The sequence below is a fragment of the Pseudoalteromonas sp. UBA2102 genome (genome assembly GCF_002331165.1).
Taxonomy (GTDB): domain Bacteria; phylum Pseudomonadota; class Gammaproteobacteria; order Enterobacterales; family Alteromonadaceae; genus Pseudoalteromonas; species Pseudoalteromonas atlantica.
In genome coordinates this window covers 1-19,763 of record NZ_DCYU01000149.1, presented here as the reverse complement: position 1 = coordinate 19,763, position 19,763 = coordinate 1, and the positions used below count along the sequence as shown (strand labels likewise).

The following is a 19,763-nucleotide window of genomic DNA, read 5'->3' as shown; positions in this document are numbered from 1 at the left end:
AGCATAGTGTATCAGCGCAGCCCGATACTGATGAAAGCGCTGCACACGCATTAAAAAGTGTGCAGGTATTAAATGTAAATAAAGGTGTGTGTGTATTTACTCAGCAGCAGCAGCTATTTTGCTCACACTATAAGCATACACTTGTTGATTACTGGCATGCACAAATAAAAGAGCTGGGTAATTTAGAGGGGAAAGCCTTGCTACTACCCGTAAGGGTTAACCTTGAAAAAGCTGACTGCGAACTAATAGCTCAGCAGCAATCGTGGTTTACCTTATTAGGCTTTGAGCTAGTTATTGAAAAACAGTTTGTGATGGTTAAAAAGCTACCCACGTGTTTATATTTACTTGAAGTATCAGCTGCGGTTGAAAGCTTGCTTGGCGCATGTAAAACACAGCTCAACGAGTTACAAGCGTGGCTTACATGGCAGCTTGGTTGTGTACCAGAACGCTTTTATGAAAGTAATGCATTTATTGAATTACAAATTAGCTTACAAAATAATCCGCAAACAATTGAACGTTTAAAAGAAAAAGCAGTTAAAATAGACCTAGAACACTATTTAACGCAATTAAATTAAGGTACCCGTGTTGAGCAATTTACCGGTCATATTTTTAATGGGCCCAACCGCAGCTGGTAAAACGGCGTTGGCAATTTCACTGTGTGAGCACTTAAATACAGAAATAATCAGCGTTGATTCAGCGTTAGTGTATAAAGGTATGGACATAGGTACGGCAAAGCCCGATGCAGAAGAGCTTGCTCGTGCTCCGCATCATTTAATTGATTTACTCGATCCGAGCGAAACCTATTCGGTCGCCGATTTTAGGCGTGATGCGATAAAAAAAATTGATGAATTCCATCAACAAGGTAAAGTACCAATATTAGTGGGCGGCACCATGATGTACTTTAAATCTTTAATTGATGGATTATCGCCACTGCCAGAAGCCTGCCCAGTCGTTAGAGCAGAGCTTGAAGCGCAAGCAAAAAAATTTGGCTGGCCACATTTACATCAAGAGCTGGCTAAAGTAGACCCGCAAGCGGCCGACAAAATAAGTGAAAATGATTCACAAAGAATAAATCGAGCTTTGGAAGTTTACCGTATTAGTGGTAAAACAATGACTGAATTGCAAAAGCAAAAGCAGCCAACGTTACCTTATACTTTTCATCAATTTGCGATTGCGCCTGATGATCGCAGTGAATTACATCAGCGAATTGAAAAAAGGTTTAAAATAATGATAGAACAGGGGTTTGAAAAAGAAGTTTCGACCCTATATCTACGTAAGGATTTACACCCCAACATGCCTTCTATTCGTTGTGTAGGTTATAGACAAATGTGGGATTATCTTGCGGGTGAAGTAGACCATGATGAGATGGTTTTTCGCGGCATTGCTGCAACGCGTCAACTGGCAAAACGTCAGCTAACGTGGTTACGGAGTTGGCCTGATGTTACTTGGTTAACAACAGACGATGAAGAAAACTTGCAACGCGTAGTAAGTTCGCTAAGCTAGTAGTAGTTGCGAATTATTTAATTAAATAAGTTCAGCTACTTAAATTATAATAACACCTAGAACGAAGGAACAATAACATGGCAAAAGGCCAATCGTTACAAGACCCATTTTTGAATGCACTACGTCGTGAGCGCATTCCAGTATCAATCTTTTTGGTAAATGGCATAAAATTACAAGGTAAAATTCAGTCATTTGACCAATTTGTTATTTTACTTGAAAACACTGTAAACCAAATGGTGTATAAACACGCAATTTCAACAGTTGTACCTGCTCGTGCAGTCAACTTCCAAGGTGTTCAAGGGAGCGATGACACTGAAGAGCAAGAACCAGGAAATATTTAATTAGGAGCGTAATGCTTGTTTGACCGCTATGAATCCGGCGAACAGGCAGTCTTAGTTCATATCGACTTACCTAAAGATGGCGATCGTGAAGATCTTCATGAATTAGAGTTGTTGGTATCTTCTGCTGGTGTTAGTAGTTTGGCGGTTGTGCAAGGCAGCCGCCAAGCACCACATCCGAAACTATTCGTCGGTACCGGTAAAGCAGAAGAAATAGCTGAGATTGTCAAAATCCACAATGCAGATGTTGTCATCTTTAATCATCAATTAAGTCCGTCTCAAGAACGTAATTTAGAGCGCGTTTGCCAATGTCGTGTACTTGATAGAACAACACTTATTCTTGATATTTTTGCCCAAAGAGCCCGTACCCACGAAGGTAAGCTACAAGTAGAGCTTGCTCAGCTTAGGCATATGTCTACTCGATTAATCCGAGGGTGGACTCACCTTGAGCGCCAAAAAGGGGGAATAGGTTTACGAGGCCCAGGCGAAACACAGCTTGAAACCGATAGACGTTTATTGCGCGCGCGCATTAAAAATATTCGTGCCCGATTAGCCAAAGTTGCTGTACAACGTGAACAGGGTAGACGTGCGCGTACGCGTAACGAAATTCCTACCGTGTCGCTTGTAGGGTATACCAATGCGGGTAAATCAACCCTGTTTAACCGTATAACAGACTCAGATGTATACGCAGCGGATCAGCTTTTTGCCACGCTTGACCCAACACTACGTAAACTTGATATAGGTGATGTTGGTTCGGTTATTTTGGCCGATACAGTGGGATTTATTCGCCACTTACCGCATGACTTAGTGGCAGCCTTTAAAGCAACACTAACAGAAACGCGTGAAGCCGACCTACAGTTACATGTAATTGATGTGGCAGACCCGCGCAGACGCGAAAACATAGAGGAAGTACAGTCGGTTTTAAAAGAGATTGAAGCTGATGAAGTACCGCAATTATTAGTTTATAACAAAATTGATGCGCTTGATGATGTAAGCCCACGAATTGATCGGGATGACCAAGGACAGCCTATAAGAGTATGGTTATCTGCACAAACCGGCGAAGGGTGTGAGCTACTTAGCGAAGCAATAAGTGACCTGCTTGCTAAGAAAATGCTTAGTGGTACGTTATTACTTGCCCCTCAATATGGCCGGTTAAGAGCGTCTTTGTTTAGCTTAAGTGCAGTCCATGAAGAGCGCTTTGATGAACATGGTAACTGGTTGTTGGATGTACGTTTACCTATGGTTGAATGGAACCGATTAATTAAAGAGTTTGGTCCTGAAATTGAGGGTTTTATCAATCGCGATTAAAAATTGGCATATAAATGTCGGTTTTTGTATGAGAAACGCGGTAGATTTGATAGATTTAACACAATTTCCTAATTTATTTAGATAACAATGGAGTATAGCTATGGCCTGGAATGAACCGGGTAATAATGGCAATGACAAAGATCCGTGGAACAATAAAGGCGGACGTGATCAAGGCCCACCTGATTTAGACGAGGTGTTCCGTAAGTTTAGCAACAAGTTAGGCGGCATATTTGGCGGTAAAAAATCCGGCAATAATAGTGGCGGTGGACTTGGCGGAGCCGGTATTTCATTTATCCTCATTATCGCCGCAATTGTGTGGGCGTTAAGTGGTATTTATACGGTTAAAGAAGCCGAACGTGGTGTGGTACTGCAATTTGGTAAGTATGACCGTATTGCAGAGCCAGGCTTACGTTGGAAAATGACCTTTATTGAAACGGTTATTCCAGTAGATATTGAAGCTGTGCGTTCATTATCTGCATCAGGGTTTATGCTAACGGAAGATGAAAACGTAGTAAGCGTTGAGTTTGAAGTGCAATACCGTGTTATTGACCCGTACCTTTACAAGTTTAGCGTAACTAATGCTGATAACAGCTTAGAAGAAGCGCTTGATAGCGCGTTACGTTACGTTGTTGGCCATGCAAAAATGGACCAAGTACTGACTAATGGCCGTGAAGTTGTTCGTCAAAATACGTGGGATGAGCTTAATAAAATCATCGAACCGTATAACTTAGGTTTAATTGTGACCGATGTGAACTTTAAAGATTCACGTCCACCAACTGAAGTAAAAGATGCATTTGATGACGCTATTGCCGCACAAGAAGATGAAGAGCGTTTCATCCGTGAAGCAGAAGCGTATGCACGTGAAATTGAACCGCGCGCGCGTGGTCAAGTAACACGTATGACGCAAGAAGCAGAAGGTTATCAAGAACGCATTACACTTGAAGCACAAGGTGAAGTGGCTCGTTTTGAAAAGCTATTACCTGAGTATCAAGCAGCTAAAGAAGTAACGCGCGAACGTTTATACATTGATGCTATGGAAGAGGTGCTTAGCAGCAGTTCTAAAGTCATTGTTGATGTTAAAGGCGGTAACAACATGATGTACTTACCACTTGATAAAATTATGGAAAAGCAAGGCACTGCAACACGTGTAGCTTTACCAAGCTCAAGTGATATTCAAGATTTACGCAATAAAGTAAATACATCACGAAATAGCACTGTGAATAGCGGTAATGACCGTTTTAACAGTGATCGCTTTAACAATAACGGGAGATAAGCATAATGAAAAACTTTAGTTTAGTCATACTATTAGCTGCCATTGTTATGTCTTTCTCTGCGGTATTTGTAGTACCTGAAGGGCAAAAAGCGATTGTGTTGCTATTTAGCAAAGTTGAAAAAGACAGTGAAGACAAAGCCGTTGTATACAGCCCAGGCCTTCACTTAAAAGTACCATTTTTTAGCCAAGTACGTCGTATTGATGCACGTATTCAAACGCTAGATGGCACGCCAGACCGCTTTGTAACAAGCGAGAAAAAAGACTTAATTGTTGATTCGTTTGTTAAATGGCGCGTAAACGACTTTAGCGCATTTTACCTTCGTGCTCGTGGTGATAAGCAATACGCTGAAACACTACTAAAGCAAAAAGTTAATAATGGTCTGCGTACTAACTTTGGTACGCGTACTATTCGCGAGATTGTATCGGGTGAGCGTAGTGAGCTAATGGAAGAGGCGTTAGTACAAGCTTCTGAAAGTGCGCGCGAGTTAGGTATTGAAGTACTTGACGTGCGTGTTAAGCAAATTAACTTACCACAAGAAGTGAGTAGCTCTATTTACCAACGTATGCGCGCTGAGCGTACTGCTGTTGCAAAAGAGCACCGCTCGGAAGGTCAAGAAAAAGCAGAAACTATTCGTGCTAATGTTGACCGCCGTGTAACGGTAATGCTTGCTGATGCAGAGCGTAATGCGCGCTCAGTACGTGGTCAAGGTGATGCAGAAGCTGCCGCTATTTATGCTAAAGCATACAACAAAGATCCAGAGTTCTTTGGTTTTGTTCGTTCTTTAGAGGCGTATAAAAAGACCTTTAAAGATAAACAAGATGTTATGGTACTTTCACCAGATAGTGACTTCTTTAAATATATGAAAGGCGCTGCAGCGCAATAAGCGATGCCTTAATCATTTAAAAAGTTATAAAGCCCCGCCTATGCGGGGCTTTTTGTTAAGCATAATTTAAAACTTTAAATTACTGTTATATATGTGGTTATTTAAAAAGTGTGATGGCCTAAAAAATACGCGCAGAAAAAATAAGCTGAACAGGGGTGATCTTTACTTCCGTTTTCTGGTAAAATCTCGTCCTAATTTTCTCGAAGTGAATTTACAATGGGTAAAAACGTTGTTGTATTAGGCACCCAATGGGGTGACGAAGGTAAGGGTAAGGTTGTTGATCTCCTTACAGACAAAGCATCTTTAGTAGTTCGATACCAAGGTGGCCACAATGCGGGTCATACTTTAGTTATTGGCGGTGAAAAGACAGTTCTACACCTTATTCCATCGGGTGTATTACGTGACAATGTTAAATGTGTGATTGGTAATGGTGTGGTTTTATCACCAGAAGCGCTAATGAAAGAAATTGGCATGTTAGAAGAGCGTGGCGTACCTGTACGTGAGCGTCTTTTAATTAGTGAAGCATGTCCGTTAATTCTGCCTTTCCATGTTGCATTAGATGTAGCTCGCGAAACAGCTCGCGGCGACAAACCAATTGGTACAACTGGCCGTGGTATCGGTCCTGCGTACGAAGATAAAGTAGCCCGTCGCGGTTTACGCGTAGGTGACTTATTCAATCCAGAATTATTCGCAGCTAAACTAAAAGAAGTACTTGAATACCATAACTTCACTTTAGTTAACTACTACAAAGTAGATGCTGTTGATTTCCAAAAAACGTTTGATGATGCAATGGCCGTTGCAGACATCTTAAAAGCAATGGTTGTTGATGTAACTGAGCTTTTAGATCAAACACGTTTAGCGGGCGAACACATTTTATTTGAAGGTGCACAAGGTACATTACTTGATATCGATCACGGTACTTACCCTTATGTAACCTCTTCAAACACCACTGCTGGTGGCGTTGCGACTGGTGCTGGTTTTGGTCCATTAAACCTTGATTACGTGTTAGGTATTATTAAAGCGTACACTACACGTGTTGGTTCTGGTCCTTTCCCTACAGAGCTTTACGATGGCCTTGAAAAACAAGACCCAGTGGGTAAGCACTTAGGTGATAAAGGTCATGAGTTTGGCGCGACCACAGGTCGTTTACGCCGTACTGGTTGGTTAGATGCTGTGGCAATGCGCCGCGCAGTTCAAATCAATAGCATCTCTGGTTTTTGTTTAACTAAGTTAGATGTTTTAGATGGTTTAGAAACGCTTAAAATCTGTACTGGTTACCAGCTTGAAGATGGCACAGTGACTAATGTAACGCCATTAGCTGCTGAGGGTTACGAGAAAGTAACACCAGTATATGAAGAGATGCCAGGTTGGTCTGAAAACACAGTTGGTGTAACTAGCCTTGAAGGCTTACCAAAAGCTGCGATTGACTACATCAAGCGTATCGAAGAAATCACAGGTGTACCTGTTGATATTATTTCTACCGGCCCAGATCGTGTAGAAACAATGGTACTTCGCAACCCGTTTGCTTAATCACCATTAGTTTAAAAAAAGCTGCTTTTTGCAGCTTTTTTTATGCCTAAAATTCACCTTGGAACGATCTTTGTATATTATTTGATAAGTTTTATTTTATACGTGGTAAACATGCGCCTATCTACCTGTAACACTTTTCTAGCGTCTTTGCTCACTCCGTTACTTTTATCTATAAGTAGCAATGTGTTAGCTGAAGAAACGCCCGCTGCGGTGCCGCTTTATACCGAACCGGAGCTGATTGCACTAATAAATAAAAATACACATTTGCAGCGTGTAAAGGCAGACGATTGTCAATTAGTACAAGATATAGAGGCAAGGGCCAATAAAATGGCGCTGCCATCTTACCAATTTTTATATGGCGATATGCTGGCATATAACGTGTGTGTTGAACGCAATGTGGAATTAGGTGTGTACTACATGCGTAAAGCAGCTGAACAAGGCTTAGCGGCTGCGTTAGAGCAGCTTGGACGGTATTACGACACGGGTCGCTTAGTGCAGCAAGATAAAGCTATGGCCATTACCTATTTACGAGAGGCCTCAGCGCAAGGGAACTTAAAAGCACAGCTAAGGCTGGTGAAGCTTTTTAATGCAGGCTACGGAAGCCCACGTGACTTTGAAGATGCGTACCGCTGGTTATTCAATGCCATGGTGGCAGATAAAGCAACCCATAAAAAAATTGAGCGTGCGCTTAGCTTACTCGCTCAAAAAATGCCCGATAGTGTTGTTGCCCGCGCGAGATTGCCCATGTAAGTGCCGATAATGCACGCTATTTTTATAAAATAAAAAAGCCCTAATATTTAATTAGGGCTTTTTTGCAATAACGAAAAGAGGTTAGCTCTCTTCTTTAGTTTTTGATTTTGCGGGGTCTTTTAATACCGACATTTTTGGCGGCTGAAGTGCAAAGATACGCTCTCCCTCTTGCGGTGGCTTTTCCATATTACTGGTAAATGGGCGAAGCTTTACTGGCGTATCGTCGTCGTTGTCTTTATCACCTTTTAAAATAAACAACGGGATCGCTTCAGGGTTCATCTCTTGGTATTTTTCCCAATCAAATTCTTCTGAAATACGCGTCGCACTTACTTTACCGCCTTTAGCAATAATACTGCTTAGGCGAGCGTAAGAGCCATCTTCACCAAACAAAATTTGTCTAGATAGGAATGTTGCACTGTCTTTATTCGCTTTAGCATGCGAGGTAGATGAGCGCAGTGAAAATACATTTTTTTCATTCAACAAGTGAGAAAAATATTGTACACCAAGCGCATTATGGTGGCGGTTTGGTGAAAGTGCTAATACCGTTCTTATTGTTGTGAGCGGCAAGTAACGCTCAGCATGCTCTGATTGTGGGTTACCATAATAACAGGCAAGGCCGTCCATACGAGCCATTTTACAGTTCTCCCATGCGGGGTCTGATAGATGAACAGGAATGCTTTGCTCTTGTAAGCCTTTACCTATAGCGCGAGATACATGGTTTGCACCAATAATCAGTATGGTATTTGGAGAAGGTTGGCGCACGCCCAATAGTTTAGCAACAGGAATAGCAGTTAAGCTTTGCAATACCACAGTGATGATAATAACGGTAAATATTAACGGCACCATTTTTTCTGCATCAGCTACGCCAGCTTCCATCATACTTAGCGCAAATACCGAGCCAACAGCAGCTGCAACAATACCTCTAGGGGCTATCCACGATAGCACCAAGCGCGATTTCATTGGCAAGTCAGTACCAAAAGTAGATATGGCAATACACAATGGACGCGCTATAAATAACACCACTGCAAGGAATATAAATACGTCGCTGTCTAACATCATCAAGTCAGAAAGCTGTAGCCGCGCAGCAAGTAAAATAAACAGCGATGATATTAAAATCATCGATAAGTCTTCTTTAAACTCAAGTACAGAATCGATTTCTAAATCATTTTGATTAGCAAGCCAAATACCAAATACGGTAACAGCCAATAATCCCGATTCGTGACTTAAGTGATTAGATACCGAAAAGCTAATAAGCACTAAGGCAAGTATGCCAAATTTATGTAATTCAAACGGTAGCCATTCACGGCGCATAAGCTGTGTGGTGATCCAGCCCGCAACAACACCTATAGAAAGCCCTACGCCGACTGTTTTAACAAGTGCAACAATAGTGTGGCTAAGCACTTCTCCTTGGCCTACCAGCATGACAGCTTCAAATACAAGCACAGCAAAAAGAGCGCCGATTGGGTCAATTACAATGCCTTCCCATCGTAATATACGGTCAATATCTTGTGTTGGGCGCATCGAATTAAGTAAAGGGGCGATTACCGTAGGCCCCGTTACTACTAGTACAGCGCCTAATACTGCAGCCACCCGCCAGTTAAGCTCCAGTAACCAATAGGCACTTAAGCTTATTACCACACAGGTGGTGATCATGCCGATAGAGCACAGGTTACGTACGACCTTACTTATGCCTTTTAACTCTCTAAAGTGCAAAGTAAGGGAGCCTTCAAATAAAATGACAGCCACACTCAGTGACACAACAGGAAATAATAAATCACCCAGTAAAGCATCAGGGTCTAATACACCACTAAACGGCCCTAGCAATAAACCGGTAAGCAATAAGAACAAGATAGCGGGTACTTTAAACGCCCACGCTACCCATTGGGCAAGCACCGAACAAAGTGCGATACCGGCTATATAAATTGCTGACATAAATTAAGAATTCCTTATTTATCACAATGTGAAAAGTATAACTTTTGTTAAATATTAATACAGGGGTATACACGTGAAATGTTTAATTTGCTAATAAAATTTTAGCGCTTAATACAAAAATTGTAGGTTAAACTTATTGATTTATTTATAAAAATTGAATTAAAACTCAAAAATAAATATAACTCCTTGATTTTAAATGATTAACCGCTTTGAAGTGAGGCGTAGCTCTACATTAGAGTGATTTTTAGCCTTGATCTTACCCCTTGAAATGTCGTATTATATTTAGAGTTCAAACAATTAGTCATCTAAATATAATTTTGCAAAATAACGGTATGTATTAATACTAGCGTCATATTTGCCCTGTAATAATAGATTTGTAAGCTATTTTTACCATTAATTAGTAGCTATTGTATTATTGAATATCTTGGTATGGTTTTTTCAAACAAGTTTATTTAAGCAATTAAGTAAATAAATGTTTGAGTTGAACTATTACTTTCAATGTTTAGCTCCCATCGTGGCGGCTAAATCTCGGTCCTTAAGTCATCACCCTATCTGTTGGTGTATCTGACTTTAGAGGCTCTATGTATGTTGTTAACAAAAAGGCCGCACACAGCTTTTTACAGCGATACATAAACAACACTTTTTATTTTTATATTTAATAGACCTCCATTTATTTTGGTTGGTGCTGTTTCATGTCTTTACAAATCTAAAAGCAATTTTAGGTCGTGTATTTGCGTGCGTTTAAAAAGTGTATAAACAAACAACCTATTCGAAATTGCGTGTTTTATACGCAATTACCTAGTTTTAGTTCACACTATGTGAATGCAGATAAAATGGAAAGTTGAGATTTTATGCAAAAGTTAAATTGGCGTCGTATTGTTTTAAAAGTAGGTAGTGCATTAATTGCTCCAGATCAAGATGGGTGCCGTTCACGCTACTTATTAACCATTGCGCAATTTATTGTTCGCTGTCGTGCTCGTGGTATTGAAGTTATTTTAGTATCTTCAGGCTCAGTAGCTGCAGGCTCACACTTATTCCCATCTGACATTCCACGTTCAGTTGTGATGAAAAAAGCGATGGCAGCGGCAGGTCAAACTGAAATGATGGCCATGTGGGATCGCTTTTTCGATTTTCCTTCAGCGCAATTATTATTAACCCATGGTGATTTGCGTGACCGTGAGCGCTATGAAAGTATTCGCGAAACTATTTTTACTTTGTTAGAGCATGGTGTACTGCCTATCATTAACGAAAATGATGCTGTAACAACTGATGACTTAAAAGTAGGTGACAACGATAACTTATCGGCCATGGTAGCGGCGGCCGCTGATGCCGATGCATTAATGATTTTTTCTGATGTGGATGGGCTGTATGATAAAAACCCAAATTTGCACGACGATGCAGTTTTACTGCCTGAAATAAAATCAATTGATGAGTCTATTTATGCTATGGCAGGATGTGCTACAAGCTCTGTAGGAACCGGTGGCATGAAAACCAAAATTGAAGCTGCCGAAAAAGCAACGTCTCACGGTATTGCTACTTATATTATTAATGGCTTTAAAGAAGAAACCTTTAATAGATTATTGGCAGGTGACAACCCTGGTAGTGTTTTCCTTCCTTATGAAAAACCAATGCAAGAAGCTGTGCACTGGATGACGCATACAGCCAATGAGCAAGGTGAAGTAGTTGTAGATGGCTCGTTTGATGAGTCTCTTGAAGGTGAAAACGGTTGCATACGTGGCGACGAAATAATGGAAGTTCATGGTGAGTTTGCCATTGGCGATACCATTTTAGTTAGAAGCGAGGATGGCACACGTTTAGCAAAAGCCACCGCAAATTATAGTAGTTGCTTGTTAAGCTTTATTGCAGATAACGAGCAAAGTGAATTTAGCGAAAAAATGCAGGATTCTATTGGTCCTGTTATTTCAGAAAAAGATATCGCATTATTGGAGAAGTCATGAGTTTGATTACGGATATTTCACGCCAGGCAGCAAAAGCTGCAAACACACTTGCTTTACTCGACACCGAGACCAAAAACCAAGTGTTAACCGAAATGGCGGCAGCCTTACGCGCAGAAAAAGCATTTATAATTAAAGAAAACGAAAGTGATTTAAGCGCAGCACGCGATAATAACTTAGCCGCTTCGATGATCGATCGCCTTACGCTTAACGAAGAGCGCATTGAAGCAATGGCAGAGGGTATTGAAGTTATTGTAAGTTTAGATGATCCAGTCGGCCAGCTACGTGACATTACAGAGCGCCCAAATGGCATTAAAATACGTAAAATGCGTGTGCCATTAGGTGTTGTATGTATGATTTACGAAGCGCGTCCTAATGTAACTGCGGATGCAGGCGCATTGTGTTTTAAATCGGGTAATGGTGTTATTTTACGTGGCGGTAAAGAAGCCCTTAAAAGCTCGCAAGCCATTGCGAGTGTAATGCACGGTGTACTTGAAAAACATAACTTACCTAAAGCGCTGATCTCAGTTATTCCTGATCCAGACCGTGCGTTGCTTATGGAGCTAATGCAGCAACGCGAAAGTATTGATTTAATCATCCCACGAGGTGGCGAAGGCTTAATTAACTTTGTTACAGAAAACAGTACTATTCCTGTTATTCAGCACTTTAAAGGGGTGTGTCATTTATACGTAGATAAAGATGCCGACTTAGAGGTTGCACTTAATTTACTATTAAATGGTAAAACACAGCGCACAGGCGTATGTAATGCGCTTGAAGGGCTAGTGGTTCACCAAGACGTTGCTGATGAATTTTTAAATTTATGTGCCGTTGTATTGCGCCAAGAAGGTGTGAAAATTAATGCAGATGAGCAAGCCGCAAAATACTTCGATAATGCTACAGTACTTGCTGATAATGAATTTGGTGAAGAATACTTAGATTTAGAAATTGCTATTCGTGTAGTACCAAGCTTTAGTGCTGCTGTGGAGCATATTGCTCAATTTGGTTCAAACCACACTGAGGTTATTTGTACTAAAAACGATACTGCGGCTGAGCTTTTCCAACGCAGTGTTGATGCATCGGTAGTAATGGTAAATGCATCATCGCGTTTCTCAGATGGCTCGCAATTAGGGTTAGGTGCTGAAATTGGTATAGCTACAACTAAGCTACATGCTTATGGTCCTATGGGGCTTGAGTCACTTACAACTGAAAAGTATTTAGTTAATGGCGAAGGCCAAGTACGTAAGTAACGTACTTCATATATAAAAAAACGCCGATTGTTTAATCGGCGTTTTTTTATGCGTTTTGCAAAGTATGGTTTAGTTTTTCTAACCAGCTTTCTAATGGCTCAGGCCGGTGCAGATGGTACCCTTGTAGGATAACCTCAGGGTACTCTTGTAATAAGTCAAAGTGCGATTGATTCTCGACTCCTTCCGCTACCACTTCTAATTGAAACAACCTGCCAAGGCTGACAATCATATCAATAATTAATTTATCGTTGTTATCAGTGGGGGCTTCAAGCACAAATGAGCGATCTATTTTTAGCTCATGAATAGGTAACTGTTTTAAGTAGGTTAAACTTGAGTAGCCCGTGCCAAAGTCATCTATTGATACACGTACGCCCAGCTTTTTAAGGTAGTGTACGGCTTCAATGGCCGCTTCCATGTGATTAAGTAACGTCCCCTCTATTATCTCTATTGTGAGTTGCTGAGGATTAATATCAACACTTTTAATTTGTTGGCTTATAAAGTTTAAAAATCGCGGTTCATGAAAATGGCGACCGCTTATATTTACCGAAATATTCAAACTTGGGTGGCTGTATTTAAGCTTGGTAAGTAAATTAAGTGCATTAGTCGTAACCCAGCAGTCTAATTCAAAAATAACATCAGATTCTTCAGCTATTGATATAAATTCACATGGGCTTATAAAGCCTTTTTGAGGGTGATCCCAGCGCAGCAGTATTTCTGCGCCTTTTAACGTTTGCTTACTATCAAATTGCGACTGCAAAAATATGGATAGCTCATTTTGAGGAATGGCTTTTCTTAAGTCTTGTTCAATTTCAAAGCGTCGTTTAGCTTGCTCGCCAAATGTAGTATCAAAAAATGTAACTCTGTTTCCGCCTTTTTCTTTGGCTTTATAGCAGGCTGCTTCACAATTTCTGATTGTCTCAATAGCACTTTCCCATACATCGTCTCGCGGGAAAATATAAGTGCCTATACTAATTGTTAAGCTAACCTCTTGCCCATCAACGTCAAAAGGGCGGTTAACTGCGTTTAAAAGCTCTTGCGCTTTGTTTTCGGCGATTGATTGCGCACGTGTACGCCCAATTCCTTTATCTACGCTACATAAGGCGGCAAATTCATCACTGCCTAAGCGTGCGATAATATCTTTTTTATCTACATTGGCATGAATACGCTGAGCAAGCTCCTTTAAAATATTATCCCCAGCTAAAAGCCCTAAGCCATCATTAATAGAGTGGAAGCTATCAATGTCGATAATATAAATATAGGCATATGTTTTATCGCTACTGCAATCTTGTAGTTGTTGTTCTAACTGTTTTAAAAAGCCATTACGATTAGGTAGCTTTGTAAGCTCATCATGCCAAGTTAGGTAATCTATGCGCTCTTGCGTTACCTTTACGCTTGAAATATCACTAAAAACGCCAATGTAGTGAATGTTGGTGTCTTGCTCGCTTTTTACCATGCTAAGTGTTAATAGCTCAGGGTATAGCTCGCCATTTTTTCTTCGGGTTACAAGTTCACCGCTCCAGTAGCCCGCTTCGTTAGCGTGCTTCCATACTTCATCAAAGCTAATACTTGGGTGATTATTTTGTTTTATCTCTTTTAAATCCATTTCCAACGATTCAGCTTCGCAATAGCCGGTAATTCTACAAAATGATGGATTAACAGCGATAATCTTGCCATCGCTATTAGTAATTACAACACCATCGGCGGTACTAGTAAGTGCCTGGTAAAATAACTTTTGCTTAGATGACAGCTGCTTTAGCTCTTCCTCGCGTTGGCTTAACTCTTTTGCAAGGGCTTCTATTTCGAGTAATTTGTCGTGTAAGTCAAAGTTTTTTTCGATAAGTCTGTCTAGCATGCCTTGTGCAGTAATGTGCGTACGTATGCGCGCTCTAACCAAAGCTAACTTGTAAGGTTTATGGATATAATCAATGGCGCCCATTGCAAAGCCTTTCTCTTCAGACTCTACTTCAGTAAGTGCGGTGACAAAAATGATGGGAATGCCTTTGGTATTTTGCTTTGCTTTTAATCTTTTACATACTTCATAGCCATCCATGCCTGGCATCATAATATCGAGTAAAATTAAATCTGGGCGTGTGGATTCAACAAATACAAGCGCTTGTTCACCACTTGTTGAAATGCGTACATCGTAGTCTGCAAGTAGGCCCTCAACTAATACATGTAGGTTGCTAGGTTCATCATCAACAATGAGTATCAAAGGCTTTCGCGGTTGAGTTACTGCAGGTTGATTGCCGCCAGCTAGAAAGGTTGAATGCACACTAAATCCTTATTCTTTAATCACCCCTTAAAGTTAGTTTATAGTTGCCATAATTGTCTAGTTTTTATAGTTATTTCTGTATTTATCAATAAGTTTAATCACTAAAGCGTAGTTAAAGTTATCTATTGCCTCTTTTAGCTTGAATAATGGATGGGAATGATCGAATTTTTGAAGCGCAATTTCTCTAACTAATTTACTAGGAATAGGACGGGCAGATAACGCTAAAGAATAGATTTCATCAATTAATGTATCTGGATTTTGCCCAGAGCTCATAGCTTCAGGCTGATGATTATAAGAGTTTGTTACCAGTAGCTGTCTTACCGCATAAAGTGCTAAGGTCAATTGTTCATTAAAAACACTAAGATCGGTGCATGCGTTACTGCTCAGTTCTAACTCTGCTTTTTTAGCGCTTTGCTCTAGTAGCTCTAACCCTAGAGTGCCGGCTAAGCCTTTTAAGTTATGCATCGTTCTAGCTAATGTTTTATGCTCATTATTTTTCAAGTGCTTTACAGCTACCTCCATAAAGTGGCTGTAATCGGTATTAAACTTAGTGAATATTGAATTAATGAGTTCATTATTATCTTCAAGATTAGAGCGTGCTACATTGAGGTTTAATGTACTTAACGTATGGGTTTTTGTTAGATGCTTTTCTATGCTGTCACAAAGCAGACCAAATAATAACGGCTTGACTAAATAGTCATCCATGCCTGCTCGAATGGCGGCTTTCTTATCATTAGAAAATACAGCTGCAGTTACAGCAACAATAGGCGTTGTATATCCCCTTTGACGCAGTATTCGCGTCGCTTCTAGGCCATCCATCACTGGCATTTGAATATCCATAAAAATAATATCAATTGCGTTTTCTTCTACTTTAATGAGTGCTTCCTCGCCATTACTTGCAGAGATAACAGTCATATTCATTTTAGTTAATAGTGCTTCAAGAATCTCTTGGTTTACAGGGTTATCATCTACTGCAAGTGCGGTGTAACCGGTAAACTGTGGGTAAGACTCTCCTTCTTTAAGCTGTGTGGAGTCGGGTAATAATAAACGCATTAACTGAGAATCAGTGTGAGTATTACCTATTGTTATAATATCAATATGATCGCTATCGGGGACTGCCTGCGGATGCTCTTGATCGTTAATGAGTAAAATAAGCAGTAGTTTGTGTTTATTTTTTTGTTTTTGTAAGTACAGTTGCTGCAAAATAAAATTATCTTTTAGTTCTTTGTGTGACAACGTCATGATCACAATATTAAAAGGGTTACTCGGTTGAGACATTTTTGCAATTGCACGTAGCGGCTCTTGGGTAATTTCTGCAGTAATATCAGCGCTACTTAATAACTTAGTGAGTGATTTTATTTGCTCAGTATCGGGAGTAATTAGTAAGGCATGCTTTTTAAGCGTTTCTTTGCTCGTCATTTTAAACGGTAGTGTAAAATAAAACTCACTCCCGACGTGGGGTGTGCTGCGTACTTGTATTTCGCCGCCTAGTAACTTGGTTAGTTGCTTACAAATAGTTAAACCTAATCCGGTGCCGCCATACTTACGTGTTGTACTGGAATCGCCTTGGTAGAACGAGTCAAAAATTGAGGCGGTTTGCTCTGGCGTCATGCCTATACCTGTATCTTTAATACCAAAGCGTAACTGTATTTGCTGCTCATCTTGTGTTGTGGCTTCAATTGTTACTGTTACTTCACCGCGCTCTGTAAATTTAATGGCATTACCTACACAGTTATTAATAACTTGACTCAAGTGCAGTGGATCGCCCATCAGCTCAAGCCCTGAATCAACATGCAATACAAAATTAAGGCGCAACCCTTTTTGTTTCGCATTTACCGAAAATAAATTTTTTACATTAGAAACCACGGTATGCAAAGTAAAAGGGATTGATTCAAGCTTTACTTTGTCAGACTCAAGTTTAGAAAAATCGAGTACGTTATTAAGTATTTGCAGTAAGTTTTGAGCACTAGAAAACGCTTTATCTGCATAGTGTTTTTGTTTTGCTGGAAGAGCGCTGCTTTGTAATAGCTGCAGCATGCCTAAAATACCGTTCATTGGAGTGCGAAGCTCATGGCTCATATTAGCTACAAAGTCACCTTTCGCTTGGTTGGCATTTTTTGCTTGGGTGATGGCAAGTGTAAGCTCTTTATTCATTAATTCCATTTTAGAATTAAGCGCTTGGGTTTCTGCTAGTAGCTCTTTTGTTTGTTTGTTTTTTAAATACAGCGCATTAGCCGCGGTAATAACCGAGTTAATTTCATTTTGATGATGCTCATCACTATTTAGTGTTACTTGCTTTTCATTACTCATATCATTTAACAGCTTAGTTAATTTCGCAATGGGCTTAATGACAGAGTTAAATATAAAAAAGGTAATTACTATTATGATAACAGTGATCAGCGCGGCAAAAAGGTTGGCCATTTCGGTACTTTTTAATACGTGGTCTCTTAGCTGCTGCTCGGTCTGGGTGAGCTTTTGCTTCTCTACATCCCTAATTTTTTCGGCTAGGTAAAGCAGCTCGTTTTCTATTCCTGTTAAAACTACATTTATCGAAAACGTGTAGCTACGGGTTAAAATAACTAATTGGCTATACGCTTGCTCAAGCTCGTCAGTATTATTAAGTAGGTTAACATTAGCGGTTTCAATACTCGCCAGTAGGGTATTTAAGTGTGCTAGGTTATCTTGCACATTTTGTGCTTCATCATAATTTGGCTTGTGTAAATAATTGGTTGTTGCTTGTTCTATATTGCTAATAGTTAAAAGGGTATTCACTATTTTATTTTGCTTGCTGGTTAGCGTGTTTTTTTTAAGCTCATTAAGTTGTGCTTTTAGCGCTTCAATAGGTTGTTTGAACTGTGTAATGTACAGCTGCTCTCGTTTAGTTCTGTTAACGACTACGCGATTAAATGTATCTTGGTAATTATTTAAGTACTCGTTAAGGCGTTTTATATTGTTTTGATAGTTTTCATCATACTCATTTAAATGTGTACTTAGCGTATCTAAATCCATTTTTGCAGCATTTAAGTGCACATTAAACTTTTCAATGGTATTGCTATTAGCATGATCTAGATAAGCAATAGCTTGGCTTTGTAAAGAAATCACATCGTTTTCTAAACGGGTAACGGACTCGCTTTGTAATAAAGCTTTGTGCTGCGCATTTTGCAGCTCAAAAAGTGATTTTTGCGAATAATTGAATAGGTAACTTTGCAAAATTAATAAAGTAATTAATACGCATAGGGCAATTATTATTTTTGATTTTATTGAACGGGTTATCATTATCTGCTTATTAACTCATACCATTTTTGCAAGCTGTAATCGTAAGTCGGCATAACGCTATTCCAAACAGCTACATTGCTTAAGCGTTTTAAATAGCTACCACCATTTCGCTGCTCGCCGGCTTTTACTGCGACTTGTTTTTGGGTGTTTAGTAAGTCAACCGTAGTGGGCTTGCCTAAGTACCAGTAATCCCATTCACTTGGTGAAAGCATTGCTTTTGAGCGCTGTGGATTACTAATGTAATACCCTTGGCGAGCAATAAATGCGCCGGCCCAACCCGAAAGCCACCAGTTCATGTAATCGTATGCGGCATCTTTTTGGTTATTATTAACCTGTGACGATAAGCACATTACCCCATGCCAGCCACGATAGCCCTCTTTTGGGGCGGCAAATCGCACGTTAACATTTTGGCTATTGAGCGCGGCCACAGCGGGGGAAAACATACTTTCTATGTGCACGCGTTGGCTTTTCATAAATTCAACAGACTCTGGCACCGAGTTCCAATAACCTGCAAAATGCCCTTGGCGTTTATAGTCAATTAAAATACTAAATAAACGGTCAAGCTCGGAGCGAGTAATCGCACCAATATCTTTAAATGTTATTAACCCTTTGCTTTGTGCTGCCAAGGCAAGGTCAAATAAGCCAATTGTGGGTGCATTTACAATACCTACTTTACCTCGGTGGGCATCATCAAGTAACCAGCCCCAGCTTTCAGTTTCGTAGGCAATACCAGGTTTTATTTTGGCGGTGTTATAGCCAAAAGAGTCAACATTATGTACATAAGGTAAAAAGCTAATGTAATCGCTTTCGTTTGCGCTTAGTGTGCCGTCCTCTTGTACGTTGAGTAATTTATAAGGGGCGTCGCCTGCACCTAATTTTGCATCGGGAGTGAGTTTCCCTGTTTTGGTAAGAGAATTTATTTCATTAAAGTAGGTTAGCCGTTTTTTTTCTATGGGCTGAATAGACCCCGCCCGCCAAAGCACATTTATACTGTTTGACCATTGCTCATATAAATCAAATGAGCCAGGGTCCATGGAGGCTTTTTGTAATACGGCAGCACTACCTGCAGGGGAAAATTCTATATTTATGCCTAAATCAAGCATTGCTTGTTTACGAATGGCTTCTTGTAGCGTTACATGTGTTCCTAAGACTCTTAGGGTTACTTTTTTTCGGGCAAACACATAAGGTACATGCGTAACTACGCCGGCGGTTAAACCGATGACAGCGAGCTTTTTTAATGTGGTGCGTTTAGGGGTATCCATTGTTTAAGCCAAAAGTATCACTGCTACAGATGAGATAATTTATAGCCAACAAAGACTAAACAAACAAGGAATGAGCAAATATAAAAGTTATTGTGTAGAAGATAAAAGAATAATAAGACGATGAAAAATAGGAAGTAATAGAAGAGTAGGAAAGTGGTGGAGCTAAGCAGGATCGAACTGCTGACCTCCTGCGTGCAAGGCAGGCGCTCTCCCAGCTGAGCTATAGCCCCACA

13 protein-coding genes, 1 tRNA gene and 1 pseudogene are annotated in these 19,763 nt (G+C 40.2%); 10 read left to right on the top strand and 5 right to left on the bottom strand.

The features are described from left to right. The 8 genes and pseudogenes from B2R65_RS19235 to B2R65_RS19200 all read left to right on the top strand — a co-directional run. Positions 1-575 (top strand): annotated as a pseudogene (locus tag B2R65_RS19235) (DNA mismatch repair endonuclease MutL); the annotation flags it as partial. Between the two features lie 10 nt (positions 576-585). Continuing rightward, on the top strand, positions 586-1,503 hold the full coding sequence (gene miaA / locus B2R65_RS19230; protein WP_095206706.1) for a tRNA (adenosine(37)-N6)-dimethylallyltransferase MiaA: 918 nt from the start codon (positions 586-588) through the stop codon (positions 1,501-1,503). Between the two features lie 77 nt (positions 1,504-1,580). Beyond that, positions 1,581-1,844 carry an RNA chaperone Hfq gene (gene hfq / locus B2R65_RS19225; protein ID WP_004587665.1) on the top strand — a complete coding sequence of 88 codons (264 nt, stop codon included), beginning with the start codon at positions 1,581-1,583 and terminating at the stop codon, positions 1,842-1,844. A 15-nt stretch (positions 1,845-1,859) separates the two neighbouring features. Further along, positions 1,860-3,149 (top strand): ribosome rescue GTPase HflX, encoded by a 1,290-nt coding sequence (gene hflX / locus B2R65_RS19220; RefSeq protein ID WP_024031472.1) that lies wholly within the window; start codon positions 1,860-1,862, stop codon positions 3,147-3,149. Between the two features lie 100 nt (positions 3,150-3,249). Beyond that, entirely contained in the window at positions 3,250-4,422 is a 1,173-nt protein-coding gene (gene hflK, locus B2R65_RS19215) for an FtsH protease activity modulator HflK (RefSeq protein WP_004587663.1), read from the top strand. Positions 4,423-4,427: 5 nt separating this feature from the next. Next, complete coding sequence (gene hflC, locus B2R65_RS19210; protein WP_004587662.1) at positions 4,428-5,306, top strand: protease modulator HflC; 879 nt, start codon at positions 4,428-4,430, stop codon at positions 5,304-5,306. Positions 5,307-5,522: 216 nt separating this feature from the next. After that, the gene (locus B2R65_RS19205) at positions 5,523-6,836 is read left to right on the top strand and encodes an adenylosuccinate synthase (RefSeq protein ID WP_286745397.1); all 1,314 of its coding nucleotides are present in this window, start codon (positions 5,523-5,525) and stop codon (positions 6,834-6,836) included. A gap of 111 nt (positions 6,837-6,947) precedes the next feature. Continuing rightward, a complete protein-coding gene (locus tag B2R65_RS19200) occupies positions 6,948-7,586 on the top strand; it encodes a tetratricopeptide repeat protein (RefSeq protein WP_248443967.1) in 639 nt (212 codons plus the stop codon). A gap of 81 nt (positions 7,587-7,667) precedes the next feature. Here B2R65_RS19200 and B2R65_RS19195 read toward each other — a convergent pair whose 3' ends face one another. Further along, complete coding sequence (locus B2R65_RS19195) at positions 7,668-9,518, bottom strand: cation:proton antiporter (protein WP_096740241.1); 1,851 nt, start codon at positions 9,516-9,518, stop codon at positions 7,668-7,670. A gap of 851 nt (positions 9,519-10,369) precedes the next feature. Here B2R65_RS19195 and proB point away from each other — a divergent pair. Together proB and B2R65_RS19185 are read left to right on the top strand one after the other, a co-directional pair. After that, positions 10,370-11,476, top strand: a complete 1,107-nt coding sequence (gene proB, locus B2R65_RS19190; protein ID WP_004587658.1) for a glutamate 5-kinase — start codon at positions 10,370-10,372, stop codon at positions 11,474-11,476. After that, entirely contained in the window at positions 11,473-12,720 is a 1,248-nt protein-coding gene (locus B2R65_RS19185; RefSeq protein WP_004587657.1) for a glutamate-5-semialdehyde dehydrogenase, read from the top strand. Before proB ends, B2R65_RS19185 begins: the two co-directional genes overlap by 4 nt. Before the next feature lie 46 nt (positions 12,721-12,766). Here B2R65_RS19185 and B2R65_RS19180 read toward each other — a convergent pair whose 3' ends face one another. The 4 genes from B2R65_RS19180 to B2R65_RS19165 form a co-directional block, all read right to left on the bottom strand. Further along, complete coding sequence (locus B2R65_RS19180) at positions 12,767-14,992, bottom strand: two-component system response regulator (RefSeq protein WP_286745389.1); 2,226 nt, start codon at positions 14,990-14,992, stop codon at positions 12,767-12,769. 57 nt (positions 14,993-15,049) lie between these two features. Continuing rightward, a complete protein-coding gene (locus B2R65_RS19175) occupies positions 15,050-18,268 on the bottom strand; it encodes an ATP-binding protein (protein WP_286745386.1) in 3,219 nt (1,072 codons plus the stop codon). Then, positions 18,268-19,530 carry an ABC transporter substrate-binding protein gene (locus tag B2R65_RS19170; RefSeq protein ID WP_024031466.1) on the bottom strand — a complete coding sequence of 421 codons (1,263 nt, stop codon included), beginning with the start codon at positions 19,528-19,530 and terminating at the stop codon, positions 18,268-18,270. The genes B2R65_RS19175 and B2R65_RS19170 overlap by 1 nt, the downstream gene beginning before the upstream one ends. 154 nt (positions 19,531-19,684) lie before the next feature. After that, positions 19,685-19,760 (bottom strand) — tRNA-Ala (locus B2R65_RS19165). Positions 19,761-19,763: the final 3 nt, after the last annotated feature.

Excerpts from the sequence above, each read along its gene's own strand:
- hfq (WP_004587665.1), top strand. The coding sequence starts at position 1,581 with ATGGCAAAAGGCCAATCGTTACAAGACCCATTTTTGAATGCACTACGT.
- hflK (WP_004587663.1), top strand. The coding sequence starts at position 3,250 with ATGGCCTGGAATGAACCGGGTAATAATGGCAATGACAAAGATCCGTGG.
- hflC (WP_004587662.1), top strand. The coding sequence starts at position 4,428 with ATGAAAAACTTTAGTTTAGTCATACTATTAGCTGCCATTGTTATGTCT.
- B2R65_RS19205 (WP_286745397.1), top strand. The coding sequence starts at position 5,523 with ATGGGTAAAAACGTTGTTGTATTAGGCACCCAATGGGGTGACGAAGGT.
- B2R65_RS19200 (WP_248443967.1), top strand. The coding sequence starts at position 6,948 with ATGCGCCTATCTACCTGTAACACTTTTCTAGCGTCTTTGCTCACTCCG.
- B2R65_RS19195 (WP_096740241.1), bottom strand. The coding sequence starts at position 9,518 with ATGTCAGCAATTTATATAGCCGGTATCGCACTTTGTTCGGTGCTTGCC.
- proB (WP_004587658.1), top strand. The coding sequence starts at position 10,370 with ATGCAAAAGTTAAATTGGCGTCGTATTGTTTTAAAAGTAGGTAGTGCA.
- B2R65_RS19185 (WP_004587657.1), top strand. The coding sequence starts at position 11,473 with ATGAGTTTGATTACGGATATTTCACGCCAGGCAGCAAAAGCTGCAAAC.
- B2R65_RS19175 (WP_286745386.1), bottom strand. The coding sequence starts at position 18,268 with ATGATAACCCGTTCAATAAAATCAAAAATAATAATTGCCCTATGCGTA.
- B2R65_RS19170 (WP_024031466.1), bottom strand. The coding sequence starts at position 19,530 with ATGGATACCCCTAAACGCACCACATTAAAAAAGCTCGCTGTCATCGGT.